Here is a 17,532-nt window from a genome sequence, read left to right on the forward strand (position 1 = left end):
GGTCGCGGGCGGCGCCCGCAAGCCCTTGCGCGCCGCGCCGCACCCCCTATACCTCGCGAAGTGAACGGCACTGCGAAAACGCGGGCCGCAGCAAAAGAACAATATCTGGGAAGAAGAGGGGAAAGGCGCGTGGATCTAGTCATGATCGCAATTGGCCTGGGGCTGCTGGCCGTTATTTACGGCTTCGTCACCAGCCGCCAGGTGCTCGGCGCAGATGCCGGCAACGAGAAGATGCAGGAAATCGCCGGCGCCATCCAGGAAGGGGCGCGGGCCTATCTCAACCGGCAATATACGACGATCGGCGTGGTCGGCCTGGCCGTGGCGATCATCGTCGGCGTCTTCCTCGGCCCGATCTCGGCCATCGGCTTCGTCATCGGCGCGATCCTGTCGGGCGTGGCCGGGTTCATCGGGATGAACATCTCGGTCCGGTCGAACGTGCGCACCGCGGCGGCCGCGCAGACCGGGCTGCAACAGGGCCTGACCATCGCCTTCCGCGCGGGCGCGATCACCGGGATGCTGGTGGCCGGGCTGGCGCTGCTGGCGATCGCGGTCTTCTTCTACGTCCTGATCGGCCCGATGGCGCTCGAGCCCAATGGGCGCGAGGTGATCGACGCGCTCGTCGCCCTCGCCTTCGGCGCCTCGCTGATCTCGATCTTCGCGCGCCTGGGCGGCGGGATCTTCACCAAGGCCGCCGACGTCGGCGCCGACCTCGTCGGCAAGGTCGAGGCGGGCATTCCGGAGGACGATCCGCGCAACCCGGCGGTGATCGCCGACAACGTGGGCGACAATGTCGGCGACTGCGCCGGCATGGCCGCCGACCTGTTCGAAACCTATGTCGTCACCGTGGGCGCGACGATGGTTCTCACCGCGCTCCTGCTGACCGCGGTGGGCGACCTGCTCCTGCCGCTGATGGCGCTGCCCCTGCTGATCGGCGGGGCCTGCATCGTCACCTCGATCATCGGCACCTACTTCGTGCGCCTCGGCGGCGGCACGAACGTGATGGGCGCGATGTACAAGGGTTTCATCGTCACCGCCGTCCTGGCCGTTCCGCTGATCTGGTTCGTCACCAGCCATGCCCTGGGCACCGCGGGATCGGACATGAACACCGTGCTCAACCCGGGCACCGGCATGGTCGCCTTCACCGGGACCGACCTGTTCCTGTGCTCGATCATCGGCCTCGTGCTGACCGGCATCATCATCTGGATCACCGAGTATTACACCGGCACCGGCTTCCGCCCGGTGCGGTCGATCGCCAAGGCTTCCGAAACCGGCCACGGCACCAACGTGATCCAGGGCCTGGCAATCAGCCTCGAATCGACCGCCCTGCCCACGCTGGCGATCGTCGCCGCGATCGTCGGTGCCTACCAGCTCGCGGGCCTGATCGGGCTGGCCTACGGCGCGACCGCGATGCTGGCGCTGGCCGGCATGGTCGTGGCGCTCGACGCCTACGGCCCCGTCACCGACAATGCCGGGGGCATCGCCGAAATGGCCGGGCTGGACGACAGCGTGCGCGAGAAGACCGACCTGCTCGACGCGGTCGGCAATACGACCAAGGCCGTGACGAAGGGCTATGCGATCGGCTCGGCCGGGCTCGCCGCCCTCGTCCTGTTCGCCGCCTACACGACCGACCTCGGGATCTTCTTCCCCGACGTGACGGTCGATTTCAGCCTCGAGAACCCCTACGTCATCGTCGGCCTGCTGCTCGGCGCGCTCCTGCCCTACCTGTTCGGGGCGCTGGGCATGACGGCGGTCGGCCGCGCGGCCGGCGACGTGGTGGTGGACGTGCGCGACCAGTTCCGCAACGACCCGGGCATCATGGCCGGCACCAGCCGCCCCGACTATGCCAAGACGGTGGACCTGGTGACCAAGGCGGCGATCAAGGAGATGATCGTCCCCTCGCTGCTGCCGGTGCTCGCCCCGATCGTGGTCTATTTCGCGATCACCTGGGTCGCGGGCGAGGCGAACGGCTTCGCCGCGCTCGGCGCGCTCCTGCTCGGCGTGATCGTGGGCGGCCTGTTCGTCGCCCTGTCGATGACCGCGGGCGGCGGCGCGTGGGACAACGCGAAGAAATACATCGAGGACGGCAATCACGGCGGCAAGGGCTCGGAAGCGCACAAGGCCGCGGTGACCGGCGACACGGTGGGCGATCCCTACAAGGACACCGCCGGCCCGGCGGTGAACCCGATGATCAAGATCACCAACATCGTCGCCCTCCTCCTCCTGGCAGCCCTCGCCGCCGGCTGAGGACGGGCCGACCGGACCGGTCGTTGCGAAACGATCACAGACCCCGCCCGTAACCAGCCGGGCGGGGTTTTTTCTTGCAGTCGCGGCCCTTTATGCCAAGATCGACGCATTCAAAGGGGGATCGTCGGCAGCCGCGACCAAGCGCACCGGGCCTCGGGGCATTGCCTCGGTGCCGGCGTCTCCCGCCGATTTTTTGGGGGGACACCAGATGTTTTCGAAATCGCGCACGATCCGTGGCGCCAGCATTTTCACACTTGCCCTTTCCGCGCTGGGAACGGCGATCGCATTGCCCGCGGCGGCCCAGACCACGCCCGGCGATCCGGTTGCGGAAAAGGTCCCGCTCGACACGATCGCCGCGCTGCCGGCGCTCAGCAACCTGACGCTTTCGCCCGACGGCACCCGAGCCCTGGCGACGATCGGCGCCGGAGACAACTTCGCCTATGCGATCATCGATCTCGACAAGGGCGGCAAGCCCCAGGTCTTCGCCACTGCCGAAACGCTGAAAGATACCGGCGACCGCATCCTGTGGGATTACGAATGGGCCAACGACCGCTACGTCCTGTTCGAACTCCACTCGGTCCAGAACGCCTACGGGCTCCGGGCGACCGTCCGTCGTCTCGCCTCCTACGACACGCAGACCGGGGAAACGACGCCGCTCGCATGGCGCGACGCCACGTCGGATGCCGGCGCGCTCCTGATGACCGACGGGGACAACAACCGCATTCTCCTCGCCCGCATGGTCAACGACGGCAATACCGAGCGGGCTTTCCGTTACCAGGTCGAATGGGTCGATCTAGCGACCGGGAAGGTGATCGAACTGGTCCAGCGGCCGAACCCGATCGTCGATGGCTGGGCAGCGGACGGCAAGGGCGTCGTGCGGATGGGTTTCGCCTCCGACCCGGATAGCGGCGAGGAACGCTACCTCTATCGGTCCGGCCCGGACGAGAACTTCCGTACCGTGCAGAAGGTGCGGGATGAAAACTTCGTAGGCAAGGGGATTCGGCCGATCGTGTTCCTCGACGAACCCGACATGGCCATCGTCTCCAGCAACCACGAGGGCTACCGCGCGATCTACAAGGCCAACTTGGCGACGATGGAGATCGGGGAAAAGCTCTTCTCCGTCGAAGGCTACGACGTTTCGTCGGCGATTGCGAACGAGGACGAAAACGGCATCCTGGGCTTCGCCTACGCCACCGATCGCCCGCGCCGCAGCTGGACGGACCCGGTCTTCGCGCAGATATCCGCGTTCCTGGAGGAAGAGTTCGGCGAGGCCAACGCCCGCATCGTCAGCCGCAGCGACGACAACAGCAGGATGATCGTGTCGCTCTCGCGGCCGAACCAGCTGGCTTCCTATTACCTCTACGACGTGCCGACCGGCGATTTCCGCGTGATCGGCTATGAAAGCGACGCGATCCGCGACGGCGTGATGAACCCGGTCGAGGCCATCCGATACAAGGCCAGCGACGGGCTGGAGATCGAGGCGATCGTTACCCGGCCGCGCCTGCGCGAAGGCCAGGGCGATCTGCCGGTCGTGGTGCTCACGCATGGCGGCCCTTATGGTGTGCGCGACTATGCCACGTACGACCAGTGGGCCCAGGCCATTGCCGAACAGGGTTATGTCGTCATCCAGCCCAACTATCGCGGATCGGGCGGGTACGGCACCGAGTTCGTCAAGGAAGGGCGCAAGGACGGCTTCGGCACCCGGATGCAGGACGATCTCAACGACGTCGTCGATCACCTTGACGCTCAGGGACTGGTCGACAAGGACCGCGCCTGCATGATGGGCTGGTCCTACGGCGGCTATGCCTCCGCGCGCGCGGCCCAGCGCGATCCCGACCGCTGGAACTGCACGATCGCGGGGGCCGGGGTCTACGACCTTCCGCGCATGAAAGCCTACGACCAGAGCTATCTCGGCAGCTTCGGGGCGAACTACCTGGCGGAAGGGGCCAGTTCGCTCACCGACGTGAGCCCGGCGCGCAACGCGGAAGGCGACTGGTCGCCGATCCTGATCGTCCACGGCGTGCGCGATCCGCGCGTCCCGATCGAACAGGCACGGGTCCTGCGCGATGCACTGAAGCGGGCCGGCAAGCGCGAAGGCGTGGACTACGCCTATCTCGAACAACCGAAGAACGGGCATCACAGCCCCTATTTCACCAAGGAAGAGCGGCTGGAGTGGCTGGCCGGCGCGACGGCATGGCTGGCGAAACACAACCCCGCCTACGTGGCCGGCGATGCCGACTACGACCAGCGCCCGCCACTCGATCCCGCCGCCAGCCGCATGGCGCAGCGGCTGAACATCACGGGGATCTGAGGCCGGACGATCCTGGACGGTGGCGCGTTCTAGGAAATCTTAACCGGGGCATTGCTATCGCAGGCGCCGCGGCACCTTGGACCGCGGTAGCGAAGGTTAACTCTTGGCGAGCCTGCCCGATCGGCGCGCATCTCTTGGAGAACCGTCCCGCGACATCGCGTCGCGGGACGTCCCCTCGCTGCGCCCGGTCGCCCCAGCCCTTGTTCGCAGCGCCGAATTCGCCGCCGAGTGGGACGAGCTTGCCGATGCCGTGGCAGAGCCCAATCCGTTCTACGAGCGCTGGGCCCTGCTGCCGGCGCTGGAGCGGCTCGGCGCCGGGGCGGACTGCACGATCATGGCGCTGCGGTGCGGCGGGCGGCTCTGCGCGCTCGTCCCGCTCGGGCGCGCGGCGGCCTATTACGGCTACCCCCTGCCCCATCGCGTCAACTGGAGCCACGATAACCTCTTCGTCGGCAGCCCGCTGGTCCGCAGCGGGTTCGAGGAGCGGTTCTGGCGCGCGCTGTTCGGCCATCTCGACGCGGCGACCGGCAGGGCGCTCTTCCTCCACCTCGACCGGCTCGACGCGAATGGCCCGCTGTTCGCCGCCCTTGCCCGCGTGGCGGACGGGGACGGGCGCGCCTGGGGCGTGGTCCAGCGCGAGGAACGCGCGATGCTGCGATCGGGCCTGTCGCCGCAGGCCTATTTCGAGCGCTCGCTGAACGGCAAGAAGCGCAAGGAACTGCGCCGGCAGGACAAGCGCCTGGCCGAAGAAGGCGCGAAAGGGTTCGAACGCCGCAGCGACGGCGCGGGGCTGGAGCGCTGGATCGAGCAGTTCCTCGCGCTCGAGCAGGCCGGGTGGAAGGGGCGCAACGGCTCCGCCCTCGCCGACGACCCGCGCACCGCCGGCTGGTTCGCCGCGACGCTGCACGGGGCCGCGGCGCGCGGGCGGCTCGAACGGCTGAGCCTGACGCTCGACGGCGCGCCCGTCGCCATGCTGGCCAATTTCATCGCCCCGCCCGGCGCGTTCAGTTTCAAGACCGCTTACGACGAACGGTACGCCCGCTATTCGCCCGGCGTCCTGCTCCAGCGCGAGAACCTAGACCTGCTGGCGCGCGAGGACATTGCCTGGTGCGACAGCTGCGCGGCCGCCGACCACCCGATGATCGAGCGCATCTGGCGCGAGAAGCGCGCAATGGTGCGCGTCAACGTGGCCATCGGCGGCAGGCTTCGCCGCGCGGCCTTTCGCCAGATCCTGCGGGCCGAGCTGGCCCGCCAGACCAGGAGTACGTGAACGATGGGCGTCCAGACCCCGATCGACCTGCCCGCCGGCGAGGCGCGGCCCGCCCCCGTTTTCGCGGAGGAGGCCCGCGCCGCCTTCGCCCGGTCCTATCCCGAGGAGCCGCACGTCCTCGCGCACGGCCTGGGGCAGAACGCGCTGCTCACGCTCGACGCGCTGGCCGCGCTCGCCGCGCGGCTCCCCGAACGCTCGATCGAGTACAACCGCGGCGACCTGCCGATCGGGGTGGACGGCAAGCCCGAGGGCACCGGCCTCGCGATCGAGGACACGATCCGGCACATCGCGCGCAGCAATAGCTGGGCCGTGCTCAAGAACATCGAGCAGGTGCCCGAGTACGCGGACCTGCTGATGGCGCTGCTGGACGAGATCCGCCCGCAGATAGAGGCGCGCACCGGGGCCATGCTGCGGCCCCAGGGCTTCGTCTTCATCTCCAGCCCGGACGCGGTCACCCCCTATCACTTCGACCCGGAGCACAATATCCTGCTGCAGCTGGTCGGCCGCAAGACGATGACCCAGTTCCCGGCAGGCGACGATCGCTATGCCCCCGACACGATCCACGAATCCTACCACGCGGGCGGCGCGCGCGAGCTGACCTGGCGCGACGAACTGCTCGCCGGCGGGCGCGAATTCGCGATCGGCCCGGGCGAGGCGGTCTACGTGCCGGTCATGGCCCCGCACTTCGTGCGCAACGGCCCCGACAGCTCGATCTCGCTGTCGATCACCTGGCGCAGCGACTGGAGCTTCGCCGAGGCCGACGCCCGCGGCTTAAACCGCCTGCTGCGCCGGATCGGCCTCCGGCCCGCGCCGCCGGGGCGCTGGCCGGCCGGGAACAAGGGCAAGGCGCTCGCCTATCGCGCGCTGCGGCGGCTCGGCCTGGCCGGTTGACCGCGGCGTGCCGGGGCCGCAAAGCGCGGCCATGACCGACCAGCCCAGCGCCCAGAGCCTCGTCGCCGACCTCGTCGAACTCCTCACCGTCGCGCCGCACGGCGGCGGCCGGTTCGAAGGGCGCGCGCAGAAGGGCGGTGTCGGCCGGGTCTTCGGCGGGCAGGTCGTGGCCCAGGCGCTCCAGGCCGCGCAGGCGAGCGCGCCCGAGGCGATGGTCGCCCACTCGCTCCACGCCTATTTCCTGCGCGGCGGGCGCGAAGGCGCACCGATCGCCTACCGGGTGGAGGCCGACTTCGACGGGCGCAGCTTCGCCAATCGCCGCGTCGTCGCCAGCCAGGACGACCCGGAGCGCGGGGAGACGCCGATCCTGAACCTCACCGCCAGTTTCCAGCGGCCGGAGGAAGGGCTGTCGCACGACGACTACGCGATGCCCGACGTCGCCCCGCCGGAAGACCTGCCGCCGGACATGGAGCAGCGGCGCCGCTTCGTCGATGCCATGCCCGGTCTGGGCGAGGCGCAGCGCGCGCTGATGCTGCGCCCGCGCGCGATCGAGATGCGCACGGCCGACAGCCTGCACTGGATGAACAGCGAACCGCGCCCGCCGCATGCCCATTCCTGGTTCCGCGCGGCCGCGCCGCTGCCCGACGATGCCGCGCTGCACCGCGCGGTGATCGCCTATGCCAGCGACTATACGCTGCTCGGCACCAGCGCCCTGCCCCACGGCATAAGCTGGGCGCGCGGCGAGATGGTGGGGGCGAGCCTCGACCACGCGATCTGGTTCCACCGCCCCGCGCGGGCCGACGAATGGCTGCTCTACGCCACCGACAGCCCGTGGAGCGGCAACGGCCGCGGCTTCAACCGCGGGCGCATCTTCGACCGCGCGGGCAACCTGGTGGCGAGCGTGGCCCAGGAAGGCATGATCCGCCGGCGCAAGGGCTGACGGTGAGCGAATAGGGCGGCGAGAGACGCGACTCGCGCCGACAGAGGTGCGGCGCGGGCAAAAGAAAAGGCCCCGCGAGGGGGCCTTTTCGAAACTGTCGGTATTCAGGATCTCAGTTGAAGATCCAGTCCCAGATCGAACCAAACATGGTTAATCTCCTGTTGCTGCCTGCTACGGAGAAATACGTTAACCATGTCCGTTTGTAAATTGTTAACCACGATTTTCAAAAGGAGCGATGGCATCCTTTTGTAAAGAAAGCGTTTTTTCTAGCTCCGAAAGGACGATCGGGCGCGCAATGTGGTAACCTTGACCGATGTCGACACCCATCTCCCGCAGTGCGGTAAAGGTCTGTTGATCCTCGATTCCCTCGGCCACTGAGGTCAACCCCGTCTCTCTCGCAAGCCGCGAAACATTGGCCACGATAGCTCGTGCCATCGGCGATGAGTGAATGCGTTGCACAAACAACTGGTCGATCTTGATCTCATCGAAAGGCAGTTCGAACATCGCCTCCAGGTTCGCGCTGGCAACCCCGAAATCGTCCATGGAAAACGAAACTCCGAGCGCCTTGATCTCTTCAATTACCGATCGGGCAGATGAAAAGTCCTCGATGCGCGCGGTTTCCGTCAGTTCGATCGTGAGGCGAGATGGATCGGCTGGCCGAACTGCCAGACAGCGCTCGATCAGCTCGGCGATCCGGGTATCGACGAACTGGATCGCCGAGACATTCACCGAGATGCGCGGCGTATGACCGGCCTGTCGCAGTGTTTCCGCTGCACTCAGGCTCTTCATCAGGATGCGCTTGGTCAGCTCGTCCAGCCGGCCGACGCGTTCGCACTGGAGGATGAATCGGGCCGGCGGGATCTCGCCCCGCTCCTCGTCCACCCACCGCGCCAGCGCCTCGGCACCGATGATCTGTCCAGTGCGAAGATCGGCCTGCGGCTGCAACTTGATCGAGATCCGATCCTGCGAGAGCGCGCTCTCCAGCCGCGCCTGCAGCGAATAGTCCCACTCTTCCGCATCGTCGACCGTGTCGGAGATGATGAAGACCGGGCGATAGGCCTCGCGCGCCTGGTCGGCGGCGGCAATGGCAGAGCTCAACCGGCTGGGCCCCGACTTCTCGGCCGATCGATCGACGCCGATCGTCATCGAAACGTCCAGCACCCTGTCCGATACGGTCACCGACTGCGATGCGATGGCGCGCAGACCCTCCAGATGCCCTTGCAGGTCCTCGTACTTGGCCGCGGCGAGGATCAGGGCGAAGTACTTGCCGCCGTCGTAATAGATGCGCGCTTCGGGATCGCCGAGCGCCAGCCGCGAGGCGAGCTGGCGCAGGTATCGGCCCTGATCGGCCGGGGTCAGCGTCGCGAACACGGCATCGAGGCGTGCGATCTTCGCCACGACGATGGCCGCCGCTCCGTCGGGCGGATCGTCGCTGAGATCGCGTCTCAAGGCGACGAAATTGGGCAGCTTGCTGCGCGGCTCGACCAGGAGGTGCCGACGTTTGAATCGAACAATCAGCCGCAAACACGCGTAGACGATAAAAAGTGCGATTGACGACGCAAAGATCGCCCTGACCCCGGAGGCTGCTGTGACCACGACGGTCGCCACCAGCGAAACCACGAGAAGACCGTAAAGCAAACGCCGACGACGCGCCCGGACCGAAGCGCTCGCCGCCAGAGCCAGCAACAGGCCAAAGAATGCGGTTGTCCACGGCCAATTCACCGGCTGTCCGCCGCCACGTAGCGCGGTTTCTGCGGCAACGATGTGAACAAGGCTGGGATTGACGACGCCGCTGCCCGGGATTTTCACCACGCGACGACTCTGACCGGCTTGGCCCAGAACAACCGCCCTATCGCGAATTGAGGCCGACAGGGCGTCTGTTCCCAGGTTTTCAGCTTCGAAGGACGGGATGGCTTCGACGTTCACCGCGTAGTCGGGCGCTAGTTCCGCCTTGGGGCCGGAATTCCCGGCCAGCTCGGTCCACAATGCCGGCAGGGTCCGTCGGCCATCGCCATGAACCGCATCGATACCCCAGACATAGCCGAGGAAATCGGTCTTGTAGTCATTGCTGACCATTCGCAGCCCGCGAGCGAAGAAGGGATCGGTCTCGGCAACGCCGCGCCCGTTCAGGAAATCCGTGCGAAGCGAACGCGTGAGCACGGTCATGTCGCGCAGACGCAGGAGCTCGCCGCGCAGGCGCTCGTCCACGGCGTCATCGCCGCTTCGCTGGATCGGCAGGTCGATGAATATGCGCGCTGCACCGGCGGCATCCACGGCCTCGAGCGTCCCGGCAAGGCGCCGGTTGGCGGTGACCAGCGCATCCGCCCCGGCTCCGCGTTCCGCCTCCACGAACACGATCTCGCCGCTGGGCCGGTGATCGAACAGCTTGGCCTGGAGCGACCAGACGGTGATGTCGAGCGGGCGCAGGATCGTCGTGACCGCGACGAGCACGGCGATGCCTACGGCGATTGCCGCATGGCGCAACCTCTCGGATGCGATCAGGTTTCGTGCCAGTGGCAACAATGCAGCATCCCTTGTTCGCCGCTGCCATAGGGGAACATCGTAAAGATGGTGTTTCCGGCACCGGCCGATCGGGGCGTGAACGCCGCCTGACTGCTGCCATCCATTGGTAAACGCCGTGCGGGCCGGGGCCCGCGAACGGCTACGCCCACCGGCAGCGAAGCGGCGCCCCGGCGACTATACACGATAGCCGCGCGAAGGCACGAGCCGCATCGGGGCCGGCGGGCGCAGGCGAATGCCTTTTCGCGCCTAGCGGGGCAGGGTCACGCGGCGGCAGGTCAGCGGCGCCTCGCGCGTCTTGCCGCTCCATGTCACGGTGTCGCCGGAAACCTGGAGCCGGTAGCCGGCGCGGTTCTCGAACACCGAGGCGCCGACCGACTGGACCGAGCGGACGTAGATCGGCACGCCGTTGTTCCTGACGACGGTCGCCCCGCCGTGGGTGAAGTTCACTTTCAGCACCGAGCCATCGCTGCAATCGAAATACCCGTGCTTGCCCGGCCCTCCGGTGGCGCAAGCCGATAGTCCCAGGCCCAGCGCGATAATGGCGGCAATCCTGTGCATGTGTCGTCTCCTCGCATCGGCGGCCTTCGCGGCGCGCGAGCAAGTGCGATCCCGACCGGTATCGAAGCCCCCCGCGCGGCATCCGCCACGGACCGAACTGTCGGCGCCAATGCTTTAACGCGGGTTAACGGCCGCACCAAATCCGCGCGCTGCGCGCGCTCGCCCCGGTCAGCCGGCGGGGTGATAGAAATCGTAGATCTTCTGCGCCACGGCGGCGCTGATCCCCGGGGTCCGTTTCAGGTCTTCCAGCGCGGCCGCGCGCACCTTCCCGGCCGTGCCGAACCGCAGCAGAAGCGCGCGCTTGCGGCTCGGGCCGATGCCCGGGATCTCGTCGAGCGGGGAGGCGCTGATCGCCCGGCTGCGCTTCGCCCGGTGGGCGCCGATGGCGAAGCGGTGCACTTCGTCGCGCAGCGTCTGGAGATGGAACAACAGGGGGGAATTGGTCGGCAGGGTCTTCTCGCGCCCGTCGGGGAAATGGAACACCTCGCGCCCCTCGCGCCCGTGGTGCGGGCCCTTGGCGATGGCGATCAGGGGCACGTCCTCGATCCCCAGCTCCTCCAGCGCGTCGCGCACCGCCGACATCTGGCCCTTGCCCCCGTCGATCAGGACGAGGTCGGGCCAGGTCTCGCCGTCGCGATCCGGGTCTTCCTCCAGCGCGCGGGCGAAGCGGCGGGTCATGACCTCGCGCATCATCCCGAAATCGTCGTTGCTCTGCGCGGTGCGGATGTTGAACTTGCGATACTGGCTCTTGAGGAACCCCTCGGGCCCGGCGACGATCATCGCGCCGACCGCCTTGGCGCCCTGGATATGGCTGTTGTCGTAAACCTCGATCCGGCGGGGCGGCTCGGCCAGCTCGAAGAACTCGGCCAGGTCGCGGTTGATCTTCGCCCGGGTGCCGCTTTCGGCCAGGCGCCGGTCGAGCGCCTCGACCGCGTTGCGGCTCGCCTGCGCCATCAGCCGGCGGCGCTCGCCGCGCTGGGGCACGCTGATCTCCACCCGGTGGCCCGCGCTTTCGCCCAGCGCCTGGGCCAGCAGCGCCTGTTCGGGCAGAGCGCGGTCGACCAGCACCGTGCGCGGGGGCGGCACTTCCTCGTAGAACTGGGCGAGAACGCCGGCGAGCACGTCCGCTTCCTCCACGTCCTGCGTATGGGTGGGGAAGAACGCACGGTGGCCCCAGTTCTGCCCGCCGCGGACGAAGAAGGCCTGGATGCCGACCTGCCCGCCCTTGGCCGCGAGCGCGAAGACATCGGCGTCGCCGACCCCGGCGGCGTTGACCGCCTGGCTCGCCTGGATCGCGGTCGCCGCGCGCAGCCGGTCGCGCAGCATGGCCGCGCGCTCGAAATCGAGGTCTTCGGCGGCCTGGGCCATCTGCGCCTCGATCTTCTTCTGCACCGCGCCCGACCGGCCCGAGAGGAAATCCTTCGCCTCCTGCACCAGTTCGCCGTAGGCCTCCGGCCCGATCCGGCCCACGCAGGGGGCGGAGCAACGCTTGATCTGGTAGAGCAGGCACGGCCGGTCGCGGCGGGCAAAAAAGCTGTCCGTGCAGGATCTTAGCAGGAACAGCTTCTGCAAGGCATTGATTGTGGTGTTGACCGATCCGGCGCTGGCGAAGGGGCCGTAGTAATTGCCTTTCGCCCGCCGCGCGCCGCGGTGCTTCATGATGCGCGGATATTCATGATCGGCACGCAAGAGGATGAAAGGAAAGGATTTATCGTCGCGCAGCAGGACATTGTACGGCGGGCGGAAGCGCTTGATCAGCTGCGCTTCGAGCAGGAGCGCCTCGGCCTCCGAATTGGTCGTGACGATTTCCATCCGCCGGGTCTGGCTGACCATGCGCCGCAGCCGGTTCGAAAGGTTCGCGACCTGGGTATAGTTCGCCACCCGGTTGCGCAGCGCGCGCGCCTTGCCGACGTAGAGCACGTCGCCGCGGGCATCGAGCATCCGGTAGACCCCCGGCTTGGGCCGCAGCGTCTTCACCGTGTCGCGGATCGCGGCCACCCCCGCCTCGATGTCCGGCCGGGTGCCGCCCTTGACGGTATAGGTGGCGCGCTCTTCGTTGAAGCGCTCGGCGCCTCTCGGGTCGTGCGGGGTTCCGGCGGGGGTTCGCGACATGGGCCTGACATAATCGCTGCGCCGGAAATGGGAACCGGCAGGCGCAACAGCGCCGGTTCAGGTCCGCATGGCTATCGCACGCGCCGGCGCCAGCGACTATGCTGGCAAACACGGGAATCAGGAGTTCGACAGATGCTGAAGAAGACGATCGCCATCGTGGCCCTGGGCGCCTCGGTCGTGACGCTGGCCGCCTGCAACACGGTCAAGGGCCTCGGCCGCGACATCGAATCGGTCGGCGAAGCGGGCGACCGCGCGATCTGACCGCGCTTGCCATTCCGGCCGGCTTCTCTACCGCGCCCGGGATGCAGGATTACGACATCATCGTGCTGGGCGGAGGAGCCGCCGGGCTGATGTGCGCCGCCGTCGCCGGGCAGCGGGGCCGCCGCGTGCTGGTGCTGGAACGCGCGGCCGAAGTCGGGCGCAAGATCGTGATTTCGGGCGGCGGACGGTGCAATTTCACCAATATCCACACCGCCCCCGACCGCTATCTTTCCGCCAACCCGCATTTCGCCAAGTCGGCGCTGAGCCGGTATACCGCGCACGATTTCCTGGCGCTGGTCGAACGCCACGCGATCGCCTGGCACGAGAAGACGCTGGGCCAGCTGTTCTGCGACGGGTCGGCGCGCCAGATCGTCGCCATGCTGCTGGACGAATGCGCAGCGGCGCAGGCCGCCGGCGGCCAGGTGGATGTTCGCTGCGGGGAAGAGATCGGCGATGTCGCGCACGTCGACGGCCGGTTTGACGTCACGACGCCAGGTGGCACCCATTCGGCCCCCGCGCTGGTGATCGCGACCGGCGGGCCGTCGATCCCGAAAATGGGCGCGAGCGATTTCGCCTATCGCCTCGCGCGGCGTTTCGGCCTGCGGATCGTCGAGCCGCGCCCCGCGCTCGTGCCGCTGACGCTGGGCGGCGAGGACGTCCTGTTCCGCGAGCTTTCGGGCGTTTCCGCCCCGGTCGAGGCGCGCTGCGGCCGCGCGGCGTTTCGCGAGGCGGCGCTGTTCACCCATCGCGGCCTGTCGGGCCCGGCGATCCTGCAAGTTTCCTCCTACTGGCGCCCGGGCGACGCGGTCGCGATCGATTTCCTGCCCGGCACCGCGCCCGAGTGGCTGGTCGAGGCCAAGCGCCGGACCCCACGCGCGCATCTGCGGACCGTGCTGGGCGAGCGCCTGCCCGACCGGCTCGCCGCCACGCTGGCCGAGCGGATCGGCCTGTCCGGCGATCTCGGCAACCTGCCCGACAAGCGCCTGCGCGCCGCCGGGCAGGCGCTGTCCGACTGGCACTTCCACCCGAACGGGAGCGAGGGCTTCGCCAAGGCCGAGGTGACGCTGGGCGGGATCGCCACCAGCGAGCTGTCGTCGCGCACGATGGAGGCGAAGGCGGTCCCCGGCCTCTACGCGATCGGCGAGGCTGTGGACGTGACCGGCTGGCTCGGCGGCTACAACTTCCAGTGGGCCTGGGCGAGCGCGGTCGCCGCCGGCAACGCGCTCGCCGAACCGCGCGGCTGACCGCCCGCCCCCCGGCTGGCCGGGGACCCCGAGGAACAGTGCGGCCGGGAACAGTGCGGCCTGGAACAGTGCGGCCGGGAACAGCTAGCGGCCTAGAACAGCTTGCGGAACTCGATCTCGAACGTGCGGCCCAGCGGGTCGGTCAGCAGCGGCTGGTAGCTCACCGGCACCGCGCCGCTGGCATCGGTCACCCGCTGGCGCGCGTCGAACAGGTTGTCGACCCGCAGCGAAAGCCGCGCGCCCTTCCAGAAACCGGGCGTGTCGCCGGCCAGCCATTCCTGCTGTTCGAGGTTGACGAAGGCGCGCAAGTCGAACGTCGCGATATGGTCGAAGAACAGGTCCTGCGATCCGGGCAGGCCGGTGCCGTCGATCCGCGTGGCCGACTGGTAATCGCCCGAAAGGCGCAGGCCCAGCCCCTTGTAGAACAGCCCGCCTTCCAGCTCGATCTTGTGGCGCGGGATGCCGCTGCCGATCGCCTGCCCGTCGAGCTGGTCGAGCACCGGGCCGCCGGGCGCGACGAGCACTTCGTTCTCGAACTCGATCGAGTGATAGAGGCCCAGGTTCCAGCGCCCCTGCCCGTCGCCGCGCCGGCCGAAGCGACTTGCGCCGCCGCCGCGCCCGCCGCTACCGCCGCGGCCGGCCCCCTGGGTGCCCTCGCCCCCCTGGCGTGCCTCGCCCCCGGCAGGCGGAGCCGGCATGGCGCAGATCCGTTCGCGGAAGGCGGCCAGGCGCGCGGGATCGACCTGCCCGTCGGCGCCGGCGAGGCGCGCACGCACCCGTTCGGGCAGGGCATCGAGATCGACCGGCGCGGCCGGATCGGCGCAGAGCGCCCGGCGCAGGGCGGCAAAGCGTTCGGGGTCCATCCGGCCGAACTGCCCCCCGGCGGCGGCGCCTTCCTCGCTGCAGAACCGTTCGCGCAACATGGCGACCCGCGCGGGATCGACCTGCCCGTCGGCCCCCTTCAGGCGCGCGAGCATCCGTTCGGGCAGGCCGGAAAGGTCGGGCACTTCGCCTTCGGGCGCGGCGCAGAACCGCTCGCGCAGCTCGGCCATGCGCGCCGGGTCGAACCGCCCGCGCGCCCGGCCGCGGCCATCCTGCGCGCCCGGCCCCGCCTGCCGCGCGGTGCCCGCGGGTGCCGGCGGCCCTTCGCCGCCATTGGCCGGCGACTGCGCGCCTTCGCCCGCGCCCGCCCGCGCCCGCCCGCCGGCGCGCGCGCCGCTGCGCCTGTCGCTCTCGCCGTCGGTCGCTTCCTTGCCCACCCGGCCGAACATGTTGATGCCGTAGCGCAGGCGCGCGCTGCGCGTGCCGGCGAAGGTTACCGGCCGGCGGTCGATCGAGACCAGGTTGCCCGCCCCGTCGCGCACGACCCGGTCGGGGAAGGCTTCCTCGATCGCCGGGGTCAGCAGCGGGAAAGACTGGGTCACGTCGTCCGAGCGGTTGCGGAAGTACTCGACCACGATGTTGGTGCGGCTGAACAGCTCCAGCTCGTAATTGGCCGCCAGCTTGATGTCGCGCTGCGTCTGGGCGGCCAGGTCGGGATTGCCGCCGGTCACGATCGTCGCCAGCACGCTTTCGCCGCGGCTGAAATCGTAGACCGGCACGTTGTAATCGGTGACCACCGGATCGCCCAGTTGCGACAGGCTGGGGGCGGCCTCGCGCCAGATATAGCTGGCCTGCAGGGTCAGCGCCTCGGTCGGGCGCCAGGCGAGGCCCGCGGTGGCATCGGCGAGCGTGCCGAAATCGGACAGGCGATCGACCCCGGCGGCCAGGTTCAGGTTCACTTCGCCCAGCGCGCCCAGGAACCCCTCGCGCGCGCTGGCGATCGGCAGGCCCAGGTTGACCCCGGCGGTCAGGTTGCCGCGCGTCTGCGCCAGTTCGCCGGCGTCGGAACGGGTATCGGTGCTCTCGATCCGGTTCCAGGAATAGCCGGCATCGAACGTCGCCCGCACCTCACCCGCGGGCAGCGTGAAGGGGGTGCCGCGCAGCGTGGTCTTGAAATCGGCGCTGTAGGTCGTGCTGTCGGCCCGGTCGGTTCCGCCCGGGGCGAGCGCGGGCAGCGGGCCGTCGATCGCCAGCTCGCCGGCATCGACGATGTCCTGCAGCACGCCGGTATCGCGTCGCGCGTCGATCAGCGTGGTCGTGTCGGCGCGGCTGCCGTCGAGCGTCGCGTCGAGCATCCAGTCGCCGACTGGCTTGTTGAGCGACCCGCCGAGCGAATACGTCGTCGCGCGCCGCCGCCGTTCGAGCGGATCGTCGTCGATCGTCCGCACCGCGCTTGCGCCCCCGTCGGTCAGCGTCACGACGTCGAGACCCGAAAGCGAGCGGCTGAAGCCGCGTTCGATCCCGGCGTTGAGCGAGTATGTCCCCGAGCCGGGGGCATCGCCCAGCGTGTCGTTGATCGTGGCGTCGAGTTCCCAGGACTCGGCATCGGCGCGCAGGCTGCGGAAGGCCGCCGGATCGGGATCGCCCGCGACCGTCGGCGTGCTGCCCGGGGTCTGGACGATGTCGCGCTCCGCCTCGGTCAGCATCGAATTGGTGTTGAACTCGAAACCGATATTGGTCCGGCGCGAACCGTCGATCGTCAGCTGCGACAGCTCGATCTCGCCATTGGCCGTGCCGCCGCGGTCGGGGCCGCCATATTCCAGCTCCACCTCGCGCGAGGCGAAGTTGTCCTTCAGGATGAAGTTGATCACCCGCTGGTCGGCCGGATAGCCGAACTGCAGCGCCACTTCCTCGGGCAGGACCTCGACTTTCTGGATTGCCTCGGGCGGGTAGCGGCGAAACTCGCGAAAGCCGCCGACGCGCTGGCCGTTGACGAGGAACACCGGGCGGCCCGATCCGCGCCCGCGGCCCGATCCGGTCTGCGGCGCGAGCTGTTCGATCAGTTCCTCGATCGAACCCGCGCCGTAGGACGCGATCTCCTCGGCATCGAGTTCGAGCACCGGCGGCACGTCGGTATCGACCTGGCCGCGCAGCCGCTCCGCCGTGACGACGATCTCGGCCTCGCCCTCTTCCACGCGCTCCTCCACGCCCGGGGCGGCGCCATCCTGCGCGATCGCGCCGGCAGGGGCGGGATCGACCTGCGCGGCGGCCGGGGCGGCGGTGAAGGCGGCAATGGCGACAAAGGATGCGGTCGTGGACAGTCTCGGCAAGGTGCTCTTTCCTCTTGTCGTTGGCC

11 protein-coding genes are annotated in these 17,532 nt (G+C 68.8%); 7 read left to right on the forward strand and 4 right to left on the reverse strand.

What is annotated here, in order from left to right; genetic code table 11:
• The first annotated feature begins 129 nt into the window (after positions 1 to 129).
• From T8T98_RS09175 to T8T98_RS09195, 5 genes are all read left to right on the forward strand, one after another.
• Complete coding sequence (locus T8T98_RS09175; protein WP_160733096.1) at positions 130 to 2,244, forward strand: sodium-translocating pyrophosphatase; 2,115 nt, start codon at positions 130 to 132, stop codon at positions 2,242 to 2,244.
• Positions 2,245 to 2,452: 208 nt separating this feature from the next.
• Positions 2,453 to 4,555, forward strand: coding sequence for an alpha/beta hydrolase family protein (locus tag T8T98_RS09180; protein WP_251105418.1), 2,103 nt, complete (start codon positions 2,453 to 2,455; stop codon positions 4,553 to 4,555).
• Positions 4,556 to 4,658: 103 nt separating this feature from the next.
• On the forward strand, positions 4,659 to 5,825 hold the full coding sequence (locus tag T8T98_RS09185) for a GNAT family N-acetyltransferase (RefSeq protein ID WP_251105417.1): 1,167 nt from the start codon (positions 4,659 to 4,661) through the stop codon (positions 5,823 to 5,825).
• A 3-nt stretch (positions 5,826 to 5,828) separates the two neighbouring features.
• Complete coding sequence (locus tag T8T98_RS09190) at positions 5,829 to 6,716, forward strand: cupin-like domain-containing protein (protein ID WP_251105416.1); 888 nt, start codon at positions 5,829 to 5,831, stop codon at positions 6,714 to 6,716.
• A gap of 31 nt (positions 6,717 to 6,747) precedes the next feature.
• A complete protein-coding gene (locus tag T8T98_RS09195; RefSeq protein WP_160733098.1) occupies positions 6,748 to 7,656 on the forward strand; it encodes an acyl-CoA thioesterase in 909 nt (302 codons plus the stop codon).
• 210 nt (positions 7,657 to 7,866) lie between these two features.
• Here the strand turns inward: T8T98_RS09195 and T8T98_RS09200 are convergent, their stop codons facing one another.
• The 3 genes from T8T98_RS09200 to uvrC form a co-directional block, all read right to left on the reverse strand.
• Positions 7,867 to 10,179 carry an EAL domain-containing protein gene (locus tag T8T98_RS09200; protein ID WP_251105415.1) on the reverse strand — a complete coding sequence of 771 codons (2,313 nt, stop codon included), beginning with the start codon at positions 10,177 to 10,179 and terminating at the stop codon, positions 7,867 to 7,869.
• Positions 10,180 to 10,425: 246 nt separating this feature from the next.
• A complete protein-coding gene (locus T8T98_RS09205) occupies positions 10,426 to 10,737 on the reverse strand; it encodes a hypothetical protein (RefSeq protein WP_160733100.1) in 312 nt (103 codons plus the stop codon).
• A gap of 168 nt (positions 10,738 to 10,905) precedes the next feature.
• A complete protein-coding gene (uvrC, locus tag T8T98_RS09210) occupies positions 10,906 to 12,849 on the reverse strand; it encodes an excinuclease ABC subunit UvrC (protein ID WP_251105414.1) in 1,944 nt (647 codons plus the stop codon).
• A gap of 132 nt (positions 12,850 to 12,981) precedes the next feature.
• On the opposite strand from uvrC, the gene T8T98_RS09215 reads away from it, so the two are divergent.
• Together T8T98_RS09215 and T8T98_RS09220 are read left to right on the forward strand one after the other, a co-directional pair.
• A complete protein-coding gene (locus tag T8T98_RS09215) occupies positions 12,982 to 13,110 on the forward strand; it encodes an entericidin A/B family lipoprotein (RefSeq protein ID WP_160733102.1) in 129 nt (42 codons plus the stop codon).
• A gap of 41 nt (positions 13,111 to 13,151) precedes the next feature.
• Positions 13,152 to 14,354, forward strand: a complete 1,203-nt coding sequence (locus T8T98_RS09220; protein WP_251105413.1) for a BaiN/RdsA family NAD(P)/FAD-dependent oxidoreductase — start codon at positions 13,152 to 13,154, stop codon at positions 14,352 to 14,354.
• 92 nt (positions 14,355 to 14,446) lie between these two features.
• Here the strand turns inward: T8T98_RS09220 and T8T98_RS09225 are convergent, their stop codons facing one another.
• Positions 14,447 to 17,506, reverse strand: coding sequence for a TonB-dependent receptor domain-containing protein (locus T8T98_RS09225; RefSeq protein WP_251105412.1), 3,060 nt, complete (start codon positions 17,504 to 17,506; stop codon positions 14,447 to 14,449).
• Between the last annotated feature and the right edge of the window lie 26 nt (positions 17,507 to 17,532).

This window comes from Pelagerythrobacter marinus (assembly GCF_034375205.1).
GTDB classification, from domain to species: domain Bacteria; phylum Pseudomonadota; class Alphaproteobacteria; order Sphingomonadales; family Sphingomonadaceae; genus Pelagerythrobacter; species Pelagerythrobacter marinus.

Bases quoted from the DNA above. Each gene is read 5' to 3' on its own strand.
- uvrC (WP_251105414.1), bottom strand. From the start codon at position 12,849: ATGTCGCGAACCCCCGCCGGAACCCCGCACGACCCGAGAGGCGCCGAG.
- T8T98_RS09220 (WP_251105413.1), top strand. From the start codon at position 13,152: ATGCAGGATTACGACATCATCGTGCTGGGCGGAGGAGCCGCCGGGCTG.
- T8T98_RS09190 (WP_251105416.1), top strand. From the start codon at position 5,829: ATGGGCGTCCAGACCCCGATCGACCTGCCCGCCGGCGAGGCGCGGCCC.
- T8T98_RS09215 (WP_160733102.1), top strand. From the start codon at position 12,982: ATGCTGAAGAAGACGATCGCCATCGTGGCCCTGGGCGCCTCGGTCGTG.
- T8T98_RS09205 (WP_160733100.1), bottom strand. From the start codon at position 10,737: ATGCACAGGATTGCCGCCATTATCGCGCTGGGCCTGGGACTATCGGCT.
- T8T98_RS09195 (WP_160733098.1), top strand. From the start codon at position 6,748: ATGACCGACCAGCCCAGCGCCCAGAGCCTCGTCGCCGACCTCGTCGAA.
- T8T98_RS09180 (WP_251105418.1), top strand. From the start codon at position 2,453: ATGTTTTCGAAATCGCGCACGATCCGTGGCGCCAGCATTTTCACACTT.